The following is a 17341-nucleotide window of genomic DNA, read 5'->3' as shown; positions in this document are numbered from 1 at the left end:
TGACAGGTATAGCGCATGAAGACACTACCTGACCATGCCGGTCATACCACGGCTGCACCCGTGCCCGTGCGAGGGCGCCTACTCCTTGGCTTGCTGCTCACTGCCCTGCTTGGTCTCGCCACGGTCACCGCATCCGCCGCCGAGCGCTATCGCCTGGTGCCGCTGGAGATTCTCCCTGAGCAGAGCAGTGCCGTTTTCGCGCGGGACCTCAACGACGCCAGGCAGGTGGTGGGCGACGCCCGCACACGCATCGGCAACCGGGCCTTCCGCTGGACCCCGGACCAGGGCGCCCGGGATCTCGGCAGCGTCGATGGCGGCCCCGTTCGCACCACCGCCCAGGCCATCGATGCCGAGGGACGCGTCACCGGCAGCAGTGCGCGGGAGGAGCGCTTCCTGCCGGACCAGGCGGTGCTCTGGCCGCAGCCCGGCCGTGCCCGCGGGCTCGACGGGCCCGGCGACGGCGATCGTTACTCCCGCGGCCGTGCCCTCGGACCGGCGGGTGTCGTCGGCAGCGCTCGGGACGAAAGCGGCGAACGACCTTTCCTCTGGCGCGAGACCGGTGGCCTGCAGCTGCTGACGGCGGCCGATGGCGGGCCCGTCTTCGGAGGCGCCCTCGACCTCAACCGGCGCGGCGAGATTGTCGGCTACGCCGTTACCGACGCCGGACCGCGGCCGCTGCGGGGCACTGCCGAGACCGGTCTCAGCCGCCTCCCGCTCGGCAGTGCCAACAGTGGACGCGCCATGCGCATCACCGGCGACGGGCTCACCGCCGGCATCATCCAGCTTTCCGGCGGCTTCGAGCTCGCACTGTGGAACGCGGCCGGCGAACTCCGGCGCCCGGGCCTGGAGGGGGCCGAGCCCCGCGACCTCGCCGCGGACGGCACCGTGGTCGGCCGCCAGCTCACGGCGCAGGGCGCGCGGGCCTTCACCTGGAGCGAGACACAGGGGCTGCGGCACCTGGAGACGCTGATCACCGCCGACAGCGCCCTGCCCGGCCTGCGCCTCTACAGCGCCGAGGCCATCAACGGCCACGGCGAGATCGTCGCCTACGGGCGCGCCGCGGACGCCAATGCAGTGCGCAGCTACCTGCTGATCCCCGACGTCGAATGAACACCTGGCTGCAGCGCCTGCGCGAGGATGTGCGTCCCCAGCTGCACCTGGCGCTGCCGATCATGGGGGCGCAGCTCTCCCAGACCGGCATGGCGGTGGTGGATACCATGATGACCGGGCACTACGACGCCGCCGATCTCGCCGCGGTGTCGGTGGGCAGCTCCCTGTGGCTGCCCGTCTACCTGCTGATCGCCGGCACCCTGCTCGCCATCACCCCGCGCGTGGCTCACGCCGACGGGGCCGGTGATCCCGGGCGGCTGCGGGGATATCTCGGCAGCGCGCTGGTGCTGGCGGCGTTGCTCGGCGTCGCCGGCGCCGTCCTGCTGCTCGCCGCCGGCGCCCTGCTGCCCGCCCTCGGCGTGCCCATGGAGATCGCCGGCCTCGCCACGCGCTATCTCGCCGGGGTGGCTCTCGGATTCCCGGCGCTCGCGATCTATCACGTGTTTCGCGCCGTGAGCGAGGGGCTGCAGCGCACGCGGGCGGTGCTGTGGGTCGGGCTCATTGCCCTCGCCCTGAACATCCCCGCCAACGCGCTGCTGATCTTCGGTGCCGGACCCGTGCCGGCGCTTGGCGCATTCGGCTGCGGCCTTGCCACCGCCCTGGCCTTCTGGGCGATGGCCCTGGCGATGGCCGCCTACGTCATCGCGAGCCCCGCCTGCGCCGCCGTCGGGCGCTTCTGGCAGGGCATTGCGCCGGCCTGGTCCCACGCCCGGGACGTCCTCGTCATCGGCCTGCCCATCGGGCTCGCGATCTTCTTCGAGGTCACCCTGTTCGCGGCCATCGCCGTGCTCGTCGCGGGCTTCGGCGAGACGGTGGTGGCCGCGCACCAAATCGCGCTGAACTACGCCTCGCTTACCTTCATGCTGCCCCTCGGCCTCGCCCTCGCCCTGACGGTGCGCGTGGGCTATGCCCGCGGCCGGGGTACGCCCGAGCTGGCCCGGCGCTGGGCGGCCAGCGGCATGGTGCTCGCCGTGATCACGGGCCTGCTGCTGGCACTGCTGATGCTGCTGACCGCCGGCGTGGTGGTGCGGCTGTACACACCGGACCCGGCCATCCGCGAGCTGGCGGCCTCGCTGATCCTGCTCGCGGCGGTGTTCCAGCTCTCGGACACGCTCCAGGTCAACGCCGGCAACGCCCTGCGCGGCTATGAGGACACCCGCGCCATCATGCTCATTACGCTGCCCGCTTACTGGATCGTCGGGCTCGGCAGCGGCGTGCTCCTCGCCCACGGCATCGGGCCGCTGCCGGCACTCGGCGTGCACGGCTTCTGGATCGGCCTGCTGGTAGGCCTCAGCACCGCCGCCGGGCTGCTCGGCGCGCGACTGCGCTGGATCGCGCACCGGGCCTGCGGCGAGGCCGCCGCCGGCCAGACGGCAAGCCGATCCGTTACGGCGGCATGACCGGGCCCACGAAGGCGTTCCCATAGCCGGACATTGGTGGTAGCGTCCGGCTTATGATGTCGCTCAGCACCTTCGCCTATTTCTGGTTCTACGCCGGCCTACCGGGTCCGGGGCCAGAGGGCATGCGCTGACGAACCGCCGCCACTGCCAACAACCCCCGGATCCGGCAAGGATCCGGGGGTTTTTTAGTTGTGGGAGGACTCATGCCGGAAGCCGATGCCACCGCGATGCCGGAGCTTGCCCCGGCGCCGATCATGCCGAGCGCAGTCGAGCGACTGCACGCCCGCCTCGCCGAGCGCCTCGGGTGCCCGCGACTGCTGGTCACGGTGCCGCCGGCGGCGCCGAATGAGCCGCTCCTGTTACTGGAAACCCAGCGGCTGGTCGAAGCCCTGCGGACGGTCAGCCTCGACCCGCCGCCGGAGACCCTGCTGGTGGTGCGCCCCCAGGGGCACGACGGCGCCGGCCGCGTGGCGCTGATGCACATCCACCCGGGAGCAGGCGCCCCGCTCGCGGGGCTGGTGTCCCTGGTGACCCGGACCCTCGAGATCACCGGTCGCTGCCGCACGGCACCGGACCCGCGCCCGGGCCTGCGCCAGAGCCTGGCCCTGGAGATGGCGGTGGACGGCCGCTGGGAGACCGTCGGCCACTGCGGCACGCCGGCACCGGAAACCCGTCGCGCCGCAGGCCTCGACCCCGACGCCGGCGCCATCGATCTGCTGGAGATCGACGTCTACGCGGTGCAGGTGGCCGGGCGCCTGGGGCGCTACTGACCGGGCCTCAGTCGTCCCAGTCGCAGTCCACGGTGCCGGCGCCGCCGTCGGTGGCGAGGCAGCGGCTGCCGTCGGCGAATTCCAGGTAGACCAGTTGCGTGCCGTTCACGCGGCCGAGTGCCCGCCAGTCCACCTCCACGTCCGGCAGCACGCTCTGGGCGAGCGCCGGGGCCACCGCGTCCCGCGGCAGCCATGCCGTGACCGCGAGCCCGAGCACGAACGCCGGGATGCCGACCGCCAGTATGCTTCGCATCACTACCCTCCTCTGCACCGATTTACCTCGAACATCCGATGGACGTGCCCGACACCGGACCGCCCGCGTTCGCATGGTAGTCCCGCCCGCGCAAGACACCACCGGCACTGCGCATCGCTGAGGCATCCGGGTTCAAGCTCGGCAACGAGCTCAAGCTGCACGGCTCGCCGGTACAGGCGCGGCGGAGGGTACCCGCGGCGGCCGAGCGAGGCGGGGCAGGAGCGACCGGGACCGTAGGCGAGAGGGACCTCGCCTACGAGCTTACAGGGACGTATTCACAGCGTGTCCCGGGCGCTCCTGCCCCGCCTCGCGCCCGGCACGGCCTCTATAGCGGCTCCAGCGCCGCGGGTTCCTGGCTGAAGCTCGTTGCCCATTAGGTCCGGGCTAAACGCTACGCCGGGGAATGCTGCGCAGCCAGTTGCGCGAGAACACCCGGCGGCCGTCCTCGTAGGCGTCCAGCTCGGCGTGGATGTGGAAGTGCTCCGGGTCCGAGGTGAGCACGGTGCGGGTACGCGTATGGACCGCCCAGCCGCTGCGGCGCAGCTCACGGATCGAGATCACCTCGCCGCCGATGGAGCTGAAGTCGTCACCCGTGTAGCTGTAATACTCCCGGGTATCGTCGGTGATCTCCAGGTCCACGTCCTCGATCCGGAACCGGCCCTCGTCCTTTACCACCTCGAGCGTGGAGGCGTTGGTGCCGAGATCCCGATGCACCATCCAGCGGTGCTCGCCGGGGCGGAGCGTGGTGATGCGGGTGGGCTCCGGGAAGGCCGGGGCGGCGAACCGCACCGCCGTGTCCCGGGCCCGGCGCTGGCGCTCCGGTACGTCGAGCCAGGTGGCCTCCGGGTGCAAGGTGAGCCGCACCGGCTCCGGCGGCGGCCAGGCCAGCGGCCAGTAGGACGTGGACAGGGCAAGCCGCAGCCTGTGGCCGGCGGGGAAGACCTGGCCCAGGTCGTTCAGCTTGATCGTCACCTGATAGCGCTGCCCCGGCTCGATGGGCTCCGGGTGCGCGTGGCCATCGCGGTGAGTCAGGTTGAGCAGGCCATAGGTGGCGCGCGTCGCCTTGCCATCCGGAGCGACATCCGACAGTCGGACGGCGGCCTGGGCCACCGGCCGGTTGGCGGAGAACGTCAGGGTCAGGGTCGGCGCACCGAGCAGCTCCAGCGGTTCCGCCAGCGGCTCGGTATCGAACACCAGCGCGCCACCGTCCTCTTCGCGCTGGTCATAGGGCAGGTCCGGTCCGGCGCTGTAGCTGCACCACTTGCCCGCGAAGAAGCCCACGCTCAGCGGTGACTGGATGGTGAAGTCGGCCAGATCGACGCCGCCCGCCGCCACCGCCTGGGCTGCCAGGTGCCCCCCGGGGGCGGGATGGAAGCGGCGCATGCTGACGTTGGGCGACGGCCAGGCGTCCTCCGCGACCCAGCGGCCCGGGCGATGGCGGTACTGGGTGGAGGGCTCGGCGCTGTCCTGCATCCAGGCGCGCAGCATGGGCTCCTCCATGATCCCCGTGTCCCGGCCCTTCAGCCACTGGTCCCACCAGCGCAGCAGCTCCTGCTGGAAGCCGATGGCGGGCCCGGGCACGCCCTGGTGCGGATACTTGTGGCTCCAGGGGCCGACCAGCCCCTGCCGCGGCACTTCCAGGTTGGCGAGCAGGCGGAACACCGCGTCGGTGTAGCCGTCCGCCCAGCCGCTCACCGCCATTACCGGACAGCGCACGGCGCTGTAGTCCTCGCAGATCGAGCCGTGGCGCCAGTACTCGTCCCGGTGCGGGTGCGCCAGCCAGTGCTCGAGCCAGAGGCCGCTGCGCTCGAGACGCTGCCACCAGAGCTCCCGCCAGCGGTCGCCGGCGAGCTTCGGATCCGGCGGCAGGGAGTTGAAGGCGAACATCACCGAGGCCCACGACAGGTTGTCGCCGAGCAGGCAGCCACCCATGTAGTGGACGTCGTCGGCGTAGCGGTCGTCCGTGGAGCAGACGCTGACCACCGCCTTCAGCGCCGGGGGCTGCAGGGCCGCAATCTGCAGGCCGTTGAAGCCGCCCCAGGAGATTCCGATCATGCCGACGCTGCCGTCGCACCAGGCCTGCTCGGCGAGCCAGGCGATGACCTCGACGCCGTCGTCCAGCTCCTGTTGCAGGTACTCGTCGGTGAGCACCCCTTCGGAGTCGCCGCTGCCGCGCAGGTCGACCCGCACGCCGGCATAGCCGTGGGCGGCAAACCAGCGGTGCAGGGTCTCATCCCGGGCCCGGGTGAAATCCCGCTTGCGGTAGGGGATGTACTCCAGGATGGCCGGCACCGGCACCTGCTCGGCGTTCTCCGGCAGCCAGATGCGCGCGGCGAGCCGCGTGCCATCCGACATGGGGATCAGCGTGTGCTCGATGATGCGGACGCCGTCCGCAGCCGTCAGGGCGTTTGCCATGGGCACTCCTCGCCGCGTGACTGGTACCAGCGAGCCGATACGGCCCACCCGCTCTGATTGTACCGTCTGATGACGCGGCCGAAGCGGGGGCGTGAACAGCCGCGATGCCCCGGCCAGGATCAGGGCCGTGCACCGCGCGTGGCGGGGCGGGAGCGCTCGGGACACGCCGTGAATACGTCCATGTAGGCTCCTAGGCGAGGTCCATCTCGCCTAGGGTCCCGAGCGCTCCCGCCCCGCCACGCGCCACCGGCGCCGATAAGGTCCGCCGCGACGGCTGGCAGCGTGCGCGGCCTAGTGCCACCGCGCCATGCGCTCGCCGCCGGCTGGCGTCCGCCTCAGGACTGTCCCTGAGTGCCCCCGGGGGCGGTGTCCGCCTCGTCCGGGCTGGGCGGCGAGCCGCTGTCCGTGGCCGGATCGGGCGCGTCGGGGTCCGCCGGGCGCCGTGGCGGCGTCGGCTCGCCGCCGCGCTCCTCGCCCAGCAGCCGGATGTTCGCGGGGGGCGCCCCACCCTGCTTGTCCTCGCCGAAATACAGGGTCATGTGCGGGAACGGTATCTCGATGCCGGCGGCGTCGAAGTGGCGCTTCACCAGCCGGTTGTAGGCGCGGCCCACGGCCCACTGGGTGCCGGCCACGACCTTCAGCCGCACGCGCACGTTCACGGAGCTGTCGGCGAGCTCCGTGACCCCGTGGATCTCCAGGTCCTCCAGCAGGTTGGGGGCCTGCACCGGATCCTGGCGCAGCTCGTCGAAGGCGGCCTGCAGGTGCTCGATGACCTCGTCGGTGTTCTCCCGGTAGGCCACCCCATAGACGCCGACGTGGTAGGCGAATTCCCGGTTGAAATTGGACACGGTGTCCACCGAGGAGAACGGCACGATATGGAATGTCCCGGAGAGGTCCCGGATACCCACGGAGCGGATGCTGAGCCGCTCGGCGGTGCCGGTGATGCCCCCCGCCGTCACCACGTCGCCGGTGTTGATGGCGTTCTCCAGCTGGATGAACACGCCGGTGATGATGTCCTGGACCAGCTTCTGGGCACCGAAGCCGATGGCCAGACCCAGCACACCGGCGCCGGCGATCAGCGGGCCGATATCGATGCCGAACTCGGAGAGCGAGATCATCACCGTCATCGTCACCAGCACCACCAGCACGGCGTTGCGGAACAGGGCCAGCAGCGTGCGCTCCCGGGCCCCGGGCTCGCCGCCGCCGGTCTCCGGGTTCAGCCGGTGCTCGATCCAGCTCACGATGGCGAGCCAGAGCACGGTGGCCGCAAGCACGATCAGCGCCACCGAGATCATCGAGGCGAGGAACGCCTGACCGGCGGCGGAGACGGCCCAGCCGGCGGCATCGAATATCGACCAGGCATCCAGCAGCGTCGCCACCACCACCGCCACGATCACCAGGCGGACGACCTTCAGCACCGTCGGGACATAGGCATTGAGCCGGCCCTCGAGCTGCGGGAACTTGCGCCGCGTCTCCTCGGGTATGCGGATCTTGCGGCTGATGACCTGCCCCAGCAGCACGGAGACGAAGAACCCCGCCCCGATGGCGAGCAGGCTCACCGCGGTGGCCCGGGCCATGAACGGCAGTGCCTCCGCCGGCCGCAGCAGCGACACCAGGGCCAGCGCCACGACATAGGCCATGGCGATCCAGTGCCAGGTGCGGGAGAGCGTGCTCAGGCCCACCCGGGCCGCGCCGGTCCGGCTGCGCTCCGCGAGGGCCGCAAGCTTGTCGCGCACCTTGTGGCGGTTCTGCAGGATGATGCTGAGCGCGGAGACCAGCGCCGCCAGCATGACCAGAAGCGCCACCACGCGGCCCAGCGCCGGGGACAGCGTCGCGTTCAGTATCGGCACCACGAGCATGAGGCCGTAGCCGATAAATCCCACCAGGCGCGCCAGCCAGAGATTCCAGTAGGCCGCGTCCTCCGCCGGCAGCGGCAGGAGCCGCAGACCGTCGTCGCGCGAGGCAAAGATCACCCGCAGCAGCGCCTTGGCGCTCTCGATGAGCAGGAAGGCGTTGAGGAACAGCGTCTGCCGGGTATCCATCATGCCCGGCTCGCCGAAGGCGAGCAGCGCGAGACCGTAGCCCACCACCCAGGCAAGCACGATCACCAGCAGGTCCACCACCGCGCCGAAGACCACCGCTGCGACCCGGCGCACCAGCGCATGGGTCGGCGGCCCGGTAAGCACCCACTGGTTGGCGCGGCCGAACAGACCCCGGGCCAGACGTCTGAGGATGACGAAGGCCCCGACCGTGACCACGATGACCAGCCCCAGCTGCACCGCGGCGGAGCCGACCACGCTCCAGTCCACCGCGGGGCCGTCACCCTCGAGGCTGGCAAGGGCCTGGGCGGCGTTCCGGAACTCGCCCACCGCGCCTTCGGCAATGCCCTGGGTCAGCTCCGCGATGCGCCGCGGCAGCGAGGCCGGCGCATCCGGGGCCGCCGTTTCCGCCTGGGTGACCGATTCGCCACCCTCGGCGGCCAGCCCCCGCAATTCGTTGACCAGCCGCTCCCTCGATGCCGGATCCTCGATCAGATCGGCCAGGGCCGCATAGGGCGTGGCGGCCTCACCGCCATCGGCCCCTTCACCGCCCCCCTCCTGCTGGGCGGCGGCCCCGGCGAGCAGGCCGAAGGCGAGAAACAGTCCGATCAATGCCTTGTAGAGCTTTGTTCTCACGGCTAAATTCCATACGGCTTCCGGAGGGCATACGAATAACGCGCTGCCGGGGGAAGGCCCCTGGGGGGCTCCCCGGCAGCGCGTGGTGCGCGCGAGCATACTAACTCGCCGGCCCGAAAGGCCAACCGGATTGCCAATCCTCTCGATAGGATCGCTAGCAACCGTTTCGGCAGTATCGTCAGGCCTCAGAGCTCTGTGCCTGGGAGGTGCCCGATATGACCATGACCCCGATGCGCAGCGCCTGCACGCTGCTTGCCCTGCTCTGCCTGGCGCCCGCCGCGGCCGCGGGGGAAGCCGACGTGCTGGACGTGACGGTCGGCACCGAGGGGGACCGCCGTTACCGCTTTACCGTCACCGTGCGCCACGCCGACGAGGGGTGGGATCACTACGCGGACCGCTGGGAGATCCGCGGCCCGGAGAGTGAGGTTCTGGGCGTGCGCGAGCTGCTGCACCCGCACGTCGACGAGCAGCCGTTCACGCGCAGCCTCGGCGGCGTCGAGATCCCGGCGGGCGTGAACGAGGTTCAGGTACGCGCCCGCGACAGCGTGCACGGCTACGGCGGCGCGGAGGTGACGGTGGCGCTGCCCGGAGACTGAGGTACCGGCAGGAACGGCCGCCTTCAGCAACGGTCGTCCATCACCGTGTCGGCCGCCGGGGTGGCCCCGTCGAGGGCGCGGTCGAGGGCGTCCCGCTCGAGCGGCGGCCAGAACAGGCTGCCCTGGAACAGGGCGCAGCCCTCGCCGCGCAGGTGCTCGAACTGGGCCTGCGTCTCCACGCCCTCGGCCACCACCTCGAGCCCGAGGCTGCGGGCGACGCCCAAGCTCGCGTTCACCACGGACCGTGCCGCGTCGTTGTCGGGGAGCTGCCCGACAAAGGTGCGGTCCACCTTGATCCAGTCCACCGGCAGATGGCGCAGCTGGAGCACGGATGAATGCCCGGTGCCGAAGTCGTCCACGGCGAAGCGCACGCCCCACTCGCGAACCTGGCGCAGGGTGGTGGCAAGGCGGCCACCGTCGCGCAGCAGGGCGGACTCGCCGAGCTCGATCACCAGGCCCTCGGGCGATGCGCCGGTGTCATCAAGGATGCGCTGCAGCCGGCGCGGGAAGTCGTCCAGCGCCAGCAGCGCCAGGGAGACGTTCACACCAAGATGACGGCCGGCGGGGAGCATGCCTGCCGCCGCGAGCTCGGCCAGCGTCTGGCAGGCCCGGGTCAGGACCCAGGTGTCGACGGCGGCGGCGAGGCCGGTGTCGTTGGCAAGCGGCATGAATTCCCGGGCGGCCCGGGGCGGGCCCTCGCCACGCGGCCAGCGTACGAGGCATTCCGCGCCCACCGGAAGACCGCTCGCCCCCACCAGCGGCTGGTAGTGAAGCTGCAGGGCGTCCGCGTCCAGCGCCTGGCGCAGCTCGGCGTAACGTAGCCGCCGCGCCTCGCTCTCGGCCTGCAGGGCCGGCGAGAAGAACTCCAGGCGGTTCCGGCCCTCGGCCTTCGCCCGGTACATGGCGTGGTCGGCGCGCTGCAGCAGCTGCTCGGCGTCGATCCGCTCCTCCGGATAGAGGGCGATGCCGACGCTGCCCGAGATCCGCAGCTCGTAGTCGCCCAGCGCCATCGGCTGGTAGAGCTCCGCCAGCAGCTTTTCCCCCACGCGCCTGGCCCGGGTCCCGGCGCCCTCGAGCGACCCGGCCTCCGGACCCAGCAGCACGACGAACTCGTCGCCACCGAGGCGGGCCGCCATGTCCTCGGTGCGCAGGATGCTCTGCAGCCGCTCCGCCATGCCCGTGAGCAGGGCGTCGCCGAGGGCATGGCCGTAGCTGTCGTTGATCTGCTTGAAGTGGTCGAGGTCGAGGAACAGCAGCGCACCGTGCCCCGCCGTGCGGCGTGCGCGGGCCAGCTCCTGCTCCAGGCGCATGATCAGCAGCCGGCGATTGGCGAGCCGGGTGAGCGGATCGTGCAGCGCCTGGCGCTCGATGCGCGCCTCGAAGGCCTTGCGCTCGGAGATGTCCTGCCAGTGGCCGATGTAGTGGGTGATCTCACCCTCGGCGTCGCGCACGGTGCTCAGCACCACGCGCACCGGGATCTCGCGGCCGTCGCGGTGGCGCTCCACCAGCTCCCCGTGCCAGCGCCCCTCGGTCACTAGCCGGTCCCAGACCCTGTCGCCCTCGCCGAGCTCCGCCAGGCTGCGGCCGAGCAGCGAGGCCTCGCTCTCGCCGAGCAGCCGGGTGAAGGCGTCGTTGACGCGAATCAGCCGGCCGGCACGGTCCGCGATCACCATGGGTTCGGCCGTCTCGAACACGGAGGCGTGCAGGCGCAGAGACTCCGCCGCGGCCCGCTCGGCGGTCACGTCACGACCGATGGCAAGCGCACCCGTGGCGCGTCCGTTTGCGCCCGGCAGCTGGCGCGAGTTCCAGCTCAGCACCACTCGGCGGCCGTCACGGGCAACGATGGTGGTCTCCAGCGCCATCCGGGCGCAGGCCGTTTCCAGCAGCTCGCGCACCCGCGCGAGCACCCACTCGCGGTACGCGGGGTCGGGGTAGAGCCAGTCCCAGACGTCGCGCCGCCCCACCACCTCCTCGCGCCGGTAACCACTGATGCGCTCAGCGGCCTTGTTCCAGATCACCACCCGACCCTCCTCGTCGAGGGTGCTCATCCAGATGTCGGCATTGTCGATGATGCCGTCCATATAGGTGTTGAGGGCGCGGATCTCCGCTGCCGCCGCCCGCTGCGCGCGGATATCCCGCACCACCACCAGATGCGTGGTGCTGCCGCCGTCCCGGATCAGGCTGGCATTGACCTGCACCGGAATGCGCCGGCCGTCCGCGTGCAGGAGCTCGGTCTCATAGCGATCGGGCACGGGCTCGCCGGCAAGGCGGCGGCGGTAGCGCTCGCGCACGGCGTCGCGCTCGGATTCCGCCACCAGCGGCTCGAAGGGCTGCTGCTGCAACTCCTCGGGCCGGCGGCCGATGAGGCTGGCGAGGCTGGGATTGGCGAAGACGACGCGGCCGTTCTCGATCACCGCGATGCCGTCGCGGGCCTTCTCCACCATGTGCCGGTAGCTGGCACTTGCGCCCGGGGGCGCGGCGCGCGCCCATTGCCCGCCAAGCAGCAGTAGCCCACCCCCCGCAGCGCCGATGACCACCGGCAGCCAGCTGCCGACCGGCGCCAGCAGCAATGCCGAGGCCACCCCCGCGGCCCCGGCCGTCACCATGCCTCCGGCGAGCCAGCGGCGCCCGCCCGGACTCATGCGGGGTGCCTCGCCAGCCCGGGGAGCACGCCGTCCTGGCTCCGATCCCGATTCTCCGTCACCCAACCCCCTGCCGGAAGCGCCACCCGATCGCAGGATCATAGACAAGCCCTGTGACCGGGTAAAAGCCTGCCCGGGATGCCATCACCCACGGGAGCCGGTAGACTCCACGCCCGGCTGGCGCCCGCCGGCTCGGTCCGCGCGCGCTGCGGCGCCCGCCGGACCGCCGCACGCTGAAGATCTGGGGGGATCGCGTCATGGCGGAAGACACGCCGAAGGGGGGCTGGCAGCGCGTGCTCGCCGGCTCGCAGATGCTGCTGGTGGCATTCGGTGCGCTGGTGCTGATGCCACTCATCACCGGGCTTGACCCGAGCGTCGCCCTGTTCACCGCCGGCCTGGGCACGCTGCTGTTCCAGCTCGTTACCCGGCGCTCGGTACCGGTGTTCCTCGCCTCATCGTTCGCCTTCATCGCGCCGGTCACCTACAGCGTGCAGACCTGGGGCACACCCGCGACCATGGGCGCGCTTGGCACCGCGGGCCTTGCGTACATCGCCCTTGCCCTGCTGGTGCGCTGGCGCGGTCCGGGACTCATCCACCGACTGATGCCGCCGGTGGTCACCGGGCCGGTGATCATGGTCATCGGTCTCGGCCTCGCCCCGGTGGCGGTCAACATGGCAATGGGAATGACCGGGGACGGCGGCGAGCGCCTCTTCCCCTACGGTCCCTCCCTCGTGGTGTCGATGACGGCGCTGCTGGCCTGCCTGCTGATGGCTACCCTCGGCCGCGGCCTTTTCCGTCTGCTGCCGATCCTCACCGGCGTCGTCGTGGGCTTTCTGGTGGCCTGGCCCTTCGGCATGGTGGATTTCGCCAGCGTCGGAGAGGCGCCTGTGCTGCGGGTCCCCGCGTTCACGCTGCCGAGCTTCGAGCTCGGGGCGATCCTGTTCATGCTGCCCGTGGCCATTGCGCCCGCCATCGAGCACGTGGGCGACGTCCTCGCGATCAGCAACGTCACCGGGCGCGACTACGTCCGCCGCCCCGGCCTGCATCGGACGCTTTTCGGCGACGGCATCGCCACCTCGGCTGCCGCGGTACTCGGCGGCCCGCCCAATACCACCTACTCCGAGGTGACCGGCGCGGTCATGCTGACCCGTGCCTTCAGTCCGGTGGTGATGACCTGGGCGGCGGTATTCGCCATCGGCCTCGCCTTCCTCGCCAAGCTCGGCGCGCTGCTGCAGAGCATCCCGACCCCGGTGATGGGCGGCATCCTGATCCTGCTGTTCGGCTCCATCGCCGCTGTCGGCCTCAATACCCTGGTGCGGGGCCACGTGGACCTCACGCGCCAGCGCAACCTCGTGATCGTCTCCACCACGCTGGTGTTCGGCATCGGCGGCATGGCCATCGGCGGCAGCGAGATCAACCTGCAGGGTGTGGGCCTGTGCGCTGTGGCGGCGATCCTGCTGAATCTCCTGCTGCCGGGTTTCCATGGCGAGACCGCGCAGAGCCGGGGAGCGGTGCCGGACGCCGCCGGCGAGTAGCGCCCTCGGGAGCGGGCCGCTGCAGTCCGGTCATGGGCTTGCAACGGCCCACGGGTATGCTTATTGCTTGACCAGTACCGGGCATGAGGCACAGGAGGCGCCAATGCAGGTCCTGACCCGGGAAACCGTGGAACTGGCTCGCCACATCCGCCGGCAGCTGCGTCAACTTGGTTATGAGGTACCGGCCCTGAGCGATCCCGAGCTGGTGGAACGCCTGGAGGCGCTGGCCGCCGACACCCGGGATACCGGTCTGCAGCAGGCCGCGGCACGGCTGCGCGCCCTGTTGGACCCGTCGCCCTCGACCGCGGACGCAAGCGTCGCCGGCAGCGCCGAAGAGCCCCCGGACTCGCTGCCGTCCGTCGACGCGGGCGCGCACCCTGACGCCGCGTCGCGCCCACGTCGCTACTACCGGGGGGTACCCATCGAGGACTGACCTCCGCCGGCCGCCTCGCTGCACCGATCATGGGCACTGCTGGCATCGGTGCACCGCGTCGGTGCGGGCTGGCGAAAGTGCGACCGGCTTGTCACGCTATCGTCATGGCTCGCCTGCTGCTGAATCTTCGCCATGTGCCCGAGGACGAGGCCGACGACATTCGCGCCCTCCTCGATCGGCATGGCTTCGCCTACTTCGAGACGCCCCCGAATCGCTGGGGCATCAGCGTCGGCGGTATCTGGCTGCGCGACGAGGAGGACTTCGAGGCCGTCCAGACCGTGCTCGCCCGCTACCAGGCCGAGCGCGCCGAGCGGGCGCGGGCCGCCTACGCGGCGGACCGGCGCGCGGGGCGTGCCGAGACCCTGCTGCAGCGCCTGCGTCGTGACCCGCTGCGCAGCCTGGCACTGCTGGCCGCCGTGGCGCTGGTGCTCTATCTGACCCTGATGCCCTTCCTGACCCTCGGGGGCTAGTGCCCGCATCCCTGGGAGCCCGACGCTGGTGCACGGGTTTACGGCGTGCGCGACAATGGTGGCATGAGCGTGCGGCCCGGCATCGATGCGATCTCACCGCCCCTGCGTCGGGGCCTCGGAATCCTCGCGATACTCCTGTTGCTGCGCGCGCTCATGGTCGCCCAGACCGGGGTGATTCCCCCGCTGCCGGTGGTGCTGGCCGCGGATGCCGCCACCGCCGCCTTCCTGCTGCTCCTTGCCCCGCTCCTGCGGCCATGGGCCCTGCGCGTCCCGGCGGTGGCGCTGATCGCCCTTGGCTACTACGCCGGCGGCGAGCACATCGCTACCCACGGCACCCTGTTCCGGGTGGCGCACCTGCACCATCTCCTGGACGCGGTATTCGTCGCCGCCAGTGTCGAGGGTGAATCGAAGGCCTGGCTCGGGCTGCACGCGCTGGCGGCACTGCCACTGCTGGCACTGCTGCGCGGCCCGCGGCCGACGCTCGGCATCGCCGGCACCCGCCTCGGCCTGGCCGCCATGGTGATTGCGGGCTACGGCCTGGCCATGGACAGCCATACCCGCCCGGCCAGCAACGTGGTGCTGGGGTCCATTGCCCAGGTACCCGGCGCCGTTCTGGCCCAGCGCAGCCCTGAGCCGAGGCAGACCGCGGCGCTCGAGGGCCCCGGCAAGGGCCCGGTGCTGCAACTCGATGCCGACGGGGTCGAACCGGAGGCGTTCTTCGAGCGCGGCGACGTCGCTCCCGGAGAAGGGCGGCGGCACAACGTACTGCTGATCCTCATCGAGGGCCTGTCGGCGGCCTACCTGCCGGCGGTGGCCCGCCACCACGGGCTGGACCCGGCCATTCGCCTGCCGGCGCTGGAGCGCACGCTCGACGAGCGCGGCTTCGTGACCTATCGCAATGTGCTCAGCCTGCAGCGGCAGACGAACCGCGGCACCTATGCCCTGCTCTGCGGCGACTACCCCCGCATCACGACCGTGCCGGCGAAGATGACCGAGGCTGCGGAAGCGGACCAGCCGCTGGACTGCCTGCCGTCGATGCTCGATGCCGCGGGCTACCGGACTGTCTACATCCAGGCGGCGCCACTGGAGTTCATGCACAAGGACCGCTTCATGGCCCGGGCGGGGTTCGAGGTCGTCACCGGGCTGAGTGGAGCCGCAGGCATCGACGACCGGCGCGGGGCGTCTGCCTCCGACGAGGCGCCCGAGGGCTGGGGCCCCACCGACGAACGCTTCTTTCCGGCGGCCCTGGAGCAGCTGCGCGAGGTCGCCCGTGGATCGGAGCCATGGTTCGCCACCCTGCTGAATGTCGGCACCCATCATCCGTTCACGGCCCAGGGCGGGGAGCCGGACAACGCCGAGGAGGAGGCCGTCCTGCCCACGCCGGAGGCGCGGCGAAAGGTCCGCAACCGGGCGTTCGAGCGCATGGTGACGGCACTGGATCAGCTGCTGGAGGCCCTCGCCGCCGACAGTCTCCTGGACGAGACCAGCGTTATCATCGCCTCCGATGAGTCCGGCGCCATGCTGCGCCAGGATGCGGAACCCGGGCTGCTGGACGGCAACTTCGGCATGCTGGCGATACGCCCGGCTGATGCCCGGACCCGCGAGCGGCTGGCGCAGCGTGACACCCTCGTGACCCAGCTCGACGTCCCCGTCACCATCGCCGATCTCGTGGGTCTCGAGGCATCGGGTCCGCTGCTTGGGCGCAGCCTTCTCGCGCCGGACGAGGGTGGGCCGCGGCATCTGGTTTTCGGCGACACCTACGCCGGGCGCACGTTTTTCCTCCGCTCCACGGGCCGGCTTCTCGCCTGCGACGAGACCTTTCTGCGCTGCCAGAGCTGGCGCTTCGAGCCGGATCGCGTCATCGGCAGCCTGGAGCCGAGTGACGACCCGCCCTTTCTCGATCTTGCCGCCCGACGTCGGCTCGCCGAGGACACCTCCCGCATCCGCCCGGCCGGGCCCGGGCCCGACGAGACAGCCCCACCCCCGTAAACGGCGTCCACGGCATCGCCGGACGGCCCGCTAGCCCGCCTATCTCACCGATTCGCGAAGCGAGGGCGTGGAGAGGGCGGGCAGGACAAGACCCGGGAGAGGCAGACGATCGGCCGTGGCGAGGCGGCTGCGCGCCTTCGGAGTGCCGGCCGGCACATATTATTCAAATCTTGTACACGCATCTCTACATGCGCTATACATGGCGCTGGCAGCAAGGCTGCCTCACACCCACGCGGAGGAGCGCCCAAAGATGGATCTGGAACTGACTTTCACGCAGTACAACATCGTGTACAACGCCTTCTCGTTCACCATTGCCGCGATGGGGGCGACCACCATCTTCCTCTTTCTGCAGAGGGGGCAGGTAGCACAGAAGTACAAGGGCGCACTGGCGATATCCGGGCTCGTAACCCTGATCGCGCTTTACCACTACTGGCGGATCTTCGAGAGCTGGGGGGCGGCTTACACCATCGAGGGCGGCATGGCGCTGCCCACCGGTGAGCCGTTCAACGATGCCTATCGGTATGTGGACTGGCTGCTCACCGTGCCGCTGCTCCTCATCGAGCTGATTCTGGTGATGGGGCTCAGCTCGGCGGAAACCCGCGCCAAGGCGACACGCCTGGGCCTGCTGGCGGCCATCATGGTGATCCTCGGCTATCCGGGCGAGATCTCCCAGGATGCAGGCACCCGCTGGCTGTGGTGGTTCCTCGCCATGATCCCGTTCGTCTGGATCGTCTATGAGCTCTTCGTGGGACTGCGCCAGGCCATCGACAATCAGCCGGCGGAGGTGCGTGGTCTGGTCAGCGCTGCCCGCTGGATCACCGTGGTGTCGTGGTCGTTCTATCCCATCGTGTTCATCTTCCCGATGATTGGCCTTACCGGCGGAACCGCCTACAGTGCGATTCAGGTCGGCTACTCGGTGGCCGATGTGGTCGCCAAGGCGTTCTTCGGCCTGTTCATCTACGTGATCTGCGCCCGCAAGTCGGAGCTGGAGTTCGCCCGCAGCGGAGCACAGCAGCCGGCGTCGTAGGCCGGAAGCTGCCCCCGCGGCCTATC

General features: G+C 70.8%; 13 protein-coding genes. 9 read left to right on the top strand and 4 right to left on the bottom strand.

Translation table 11 applies throughout. The features are described 5' to 3' along the window. Positions 1-15: 15 nt before the first annotated feature. From LMH63_RS11140 to LMH63_RS11130, 3 genes are all read left to right on the top strand, one after another. Positions 16-1110 (top strand): hypothetical protein, encoded by a 1095-nt coding sequence (locus tag LMH63_RS11140; protein ID WP_146205160.1) that lies wholly within the window; start codon positions 16-18, stop codon positions 1108-1110. Beyond that, the gene (locus tag LMH63_RS11135) at positions 1107-2510 is read left to right on the top strand and encodes an MATE family efflux transporter (RefSeq protein ID WP_109675630.1); all 1404 of its coding nucleotides are present in this window, start codon (positions 1107-1109) and stop codon (positions 2508-2510) included. Before LMH63_RS11140 ends, LMH63_RS11135 begins: the two co-directional genes overlap by 4 nt. Positions 2511-2713: 203 nt before the next feature. Next, a complete protein-coding gene (locus LMH63_RS11130; protein ID WP_109675628.1) occupies positions 2714-3280 on the top strand; it encodes a hypothetical protein in 567 nt (188 codons plus the stop codon). A 7-nt stretch (positions 3281-3287) separates the two neighbouring features. On the opposite strand, the gene LMH63_RS11125 is transcribed toward LMH63_RS11130, so the two are convergent. The 3 genes from LMH63_RS11125 to LMH63_RS11115 form a co-directional block, all read right to left on the bottom strand. Next, complete coding sequence (locus tag LMH63_RS11125; RefSeq protein ID WP_109675627.1) at positions 3288-3533, bottom strand: hypothetical protein; 246 nt, start codon at positions 3531-3533, stop codon at positions 3288-3290. A 384-nt stretch (positions 3534-3917) separates the two neighbouring features. Further along, complete coding sequence (locus LMH63_RS11120; protein ID WP_109675625.1) at positions 3918-5948, bottom strand: CocE/NonD family hydrolase; 2031 nt, start codon at positions 5946-5948, stop codon at positions 3918-3920. A 335-nt stretch (positions 5949-6283) separates the two neighbouring features. Further along, on the bottom strand, positions 6284-8623 hold the full coding sequence (locus LMH63_RS11115) for a mechanosensitive ion channel domain-containing protein (RefSeq protein ID WP_229332566.1): 2340 nt from the start codon (positions 8621-8623) through the stop codon (positions 6284-6286). 215 nt (positions 8624-8838) lie between these two features. Between LMH63_RS11115 and LMH63_RS11110 the strand changes: the two genes are divergently transcribed. Then, on the top strand, positions 8839-9219 hold the full coding sequence (locus tag LMH63_RS11110) for a hypothetical protein (protein WP_199225565.1): 381 nt from the start codon (positions 8839-8841) through the stop codon (positions 9217-9219). Positions 9220-9242: 23 nt separating this feature from the next. On the opposite strand, the gene LMH63_RS11105 is transcribed toward LMH63_RS11110, so the two are convergent. Beyond that, a complete protein-coding gene (locus tag LMH63_RS11105) occupies positions 9243-11861 on the bottom strand; it encodes a sensor domain-containing protein (RefSeq protein WP_158280271.1) in 2619 nt (872 codons plus the stop codon). Between the two features lie 257 nt (positions 11862-12118). Here LMH63_RS11105 and LMH63_RS11100 point away from each other — a divergent pair, with 257 nt between their 5' ends. The 5 genes from LMH63_RS11100 to LMH63_RS11080 all read left to right on the top strand — a co-directional run bounded on the left by LMH63_RS11100 (position 12119) and on the right by LMH63_RS11080 (position 17315). Continuing rightward, positions 12119-13396: a uracil-xanthine permease family protein gene (locus LMH63_RS11100; protein ID WP_109675618.1), complete on the top strand. Its 1278-nt coding sequence runs from the start codon at positions 12119-12121 to the stop codon at positions 13394-13396. A 103-nt stretch (positions 13397-13499) separates the two neighbouring features. Further along, on the top strand, positions 13500-13829 hold the full coding sequence (locus tag LMH63_RS11095; RefSeq protein WP_109675616.1) for a hypothetical protein: 330 nt from the start codon (positions 13500-13502) through the stop codon (positions 13827-13829). Between the two features lie 104 nt (positions 13830-13933). Further along, positions 13934-14299, top strand: a complete 366-nt coding sequence (locus LMH63_RS11090) for a DUF6164 family protein (RefSeq protein WP_109675614.1) — start codon at positions 13934-13936, stop codon at positions 14297-14299. Between the two features lie 63 nt (positions 14300-14362). Further along, positions 14363-16288, top strand: coding sequence for an LTA synthase family protein (locus tag LMH63_RS11085; protein ID WP_146205159.1), 1926 nt, complete (start codon positions 14363-14365; stop codon positions 16286-16288). Between the two features lie 250 nt (positions 16289-16538). Next, complete coding sequence (locus LMH63_RS11080; protein WP_109675610.1) at positions 16539-17315, top strand: bacteriorhodopsin-like; 777 nt, start codon at positions 16539-16541, stop codon at positions 17313-17315. Positions 17316-17341: the final 26 nt, after the last annotated feature.

The organism is Spiribacter halobius (genome assembly GCF_020883455.1).
GTDB lineage: Bacteria > Pseudomonadota > Gammaproteobacteria > Nitrococcales > Nitrococcaceae > Sediminicurvatus > Sediminicurvatus halobius.
The sequence above is the reverse complement of the archived record's forward strand: the minus strand, read 5'-3'. Positions and strand labels throughout refer to the sequence as shown.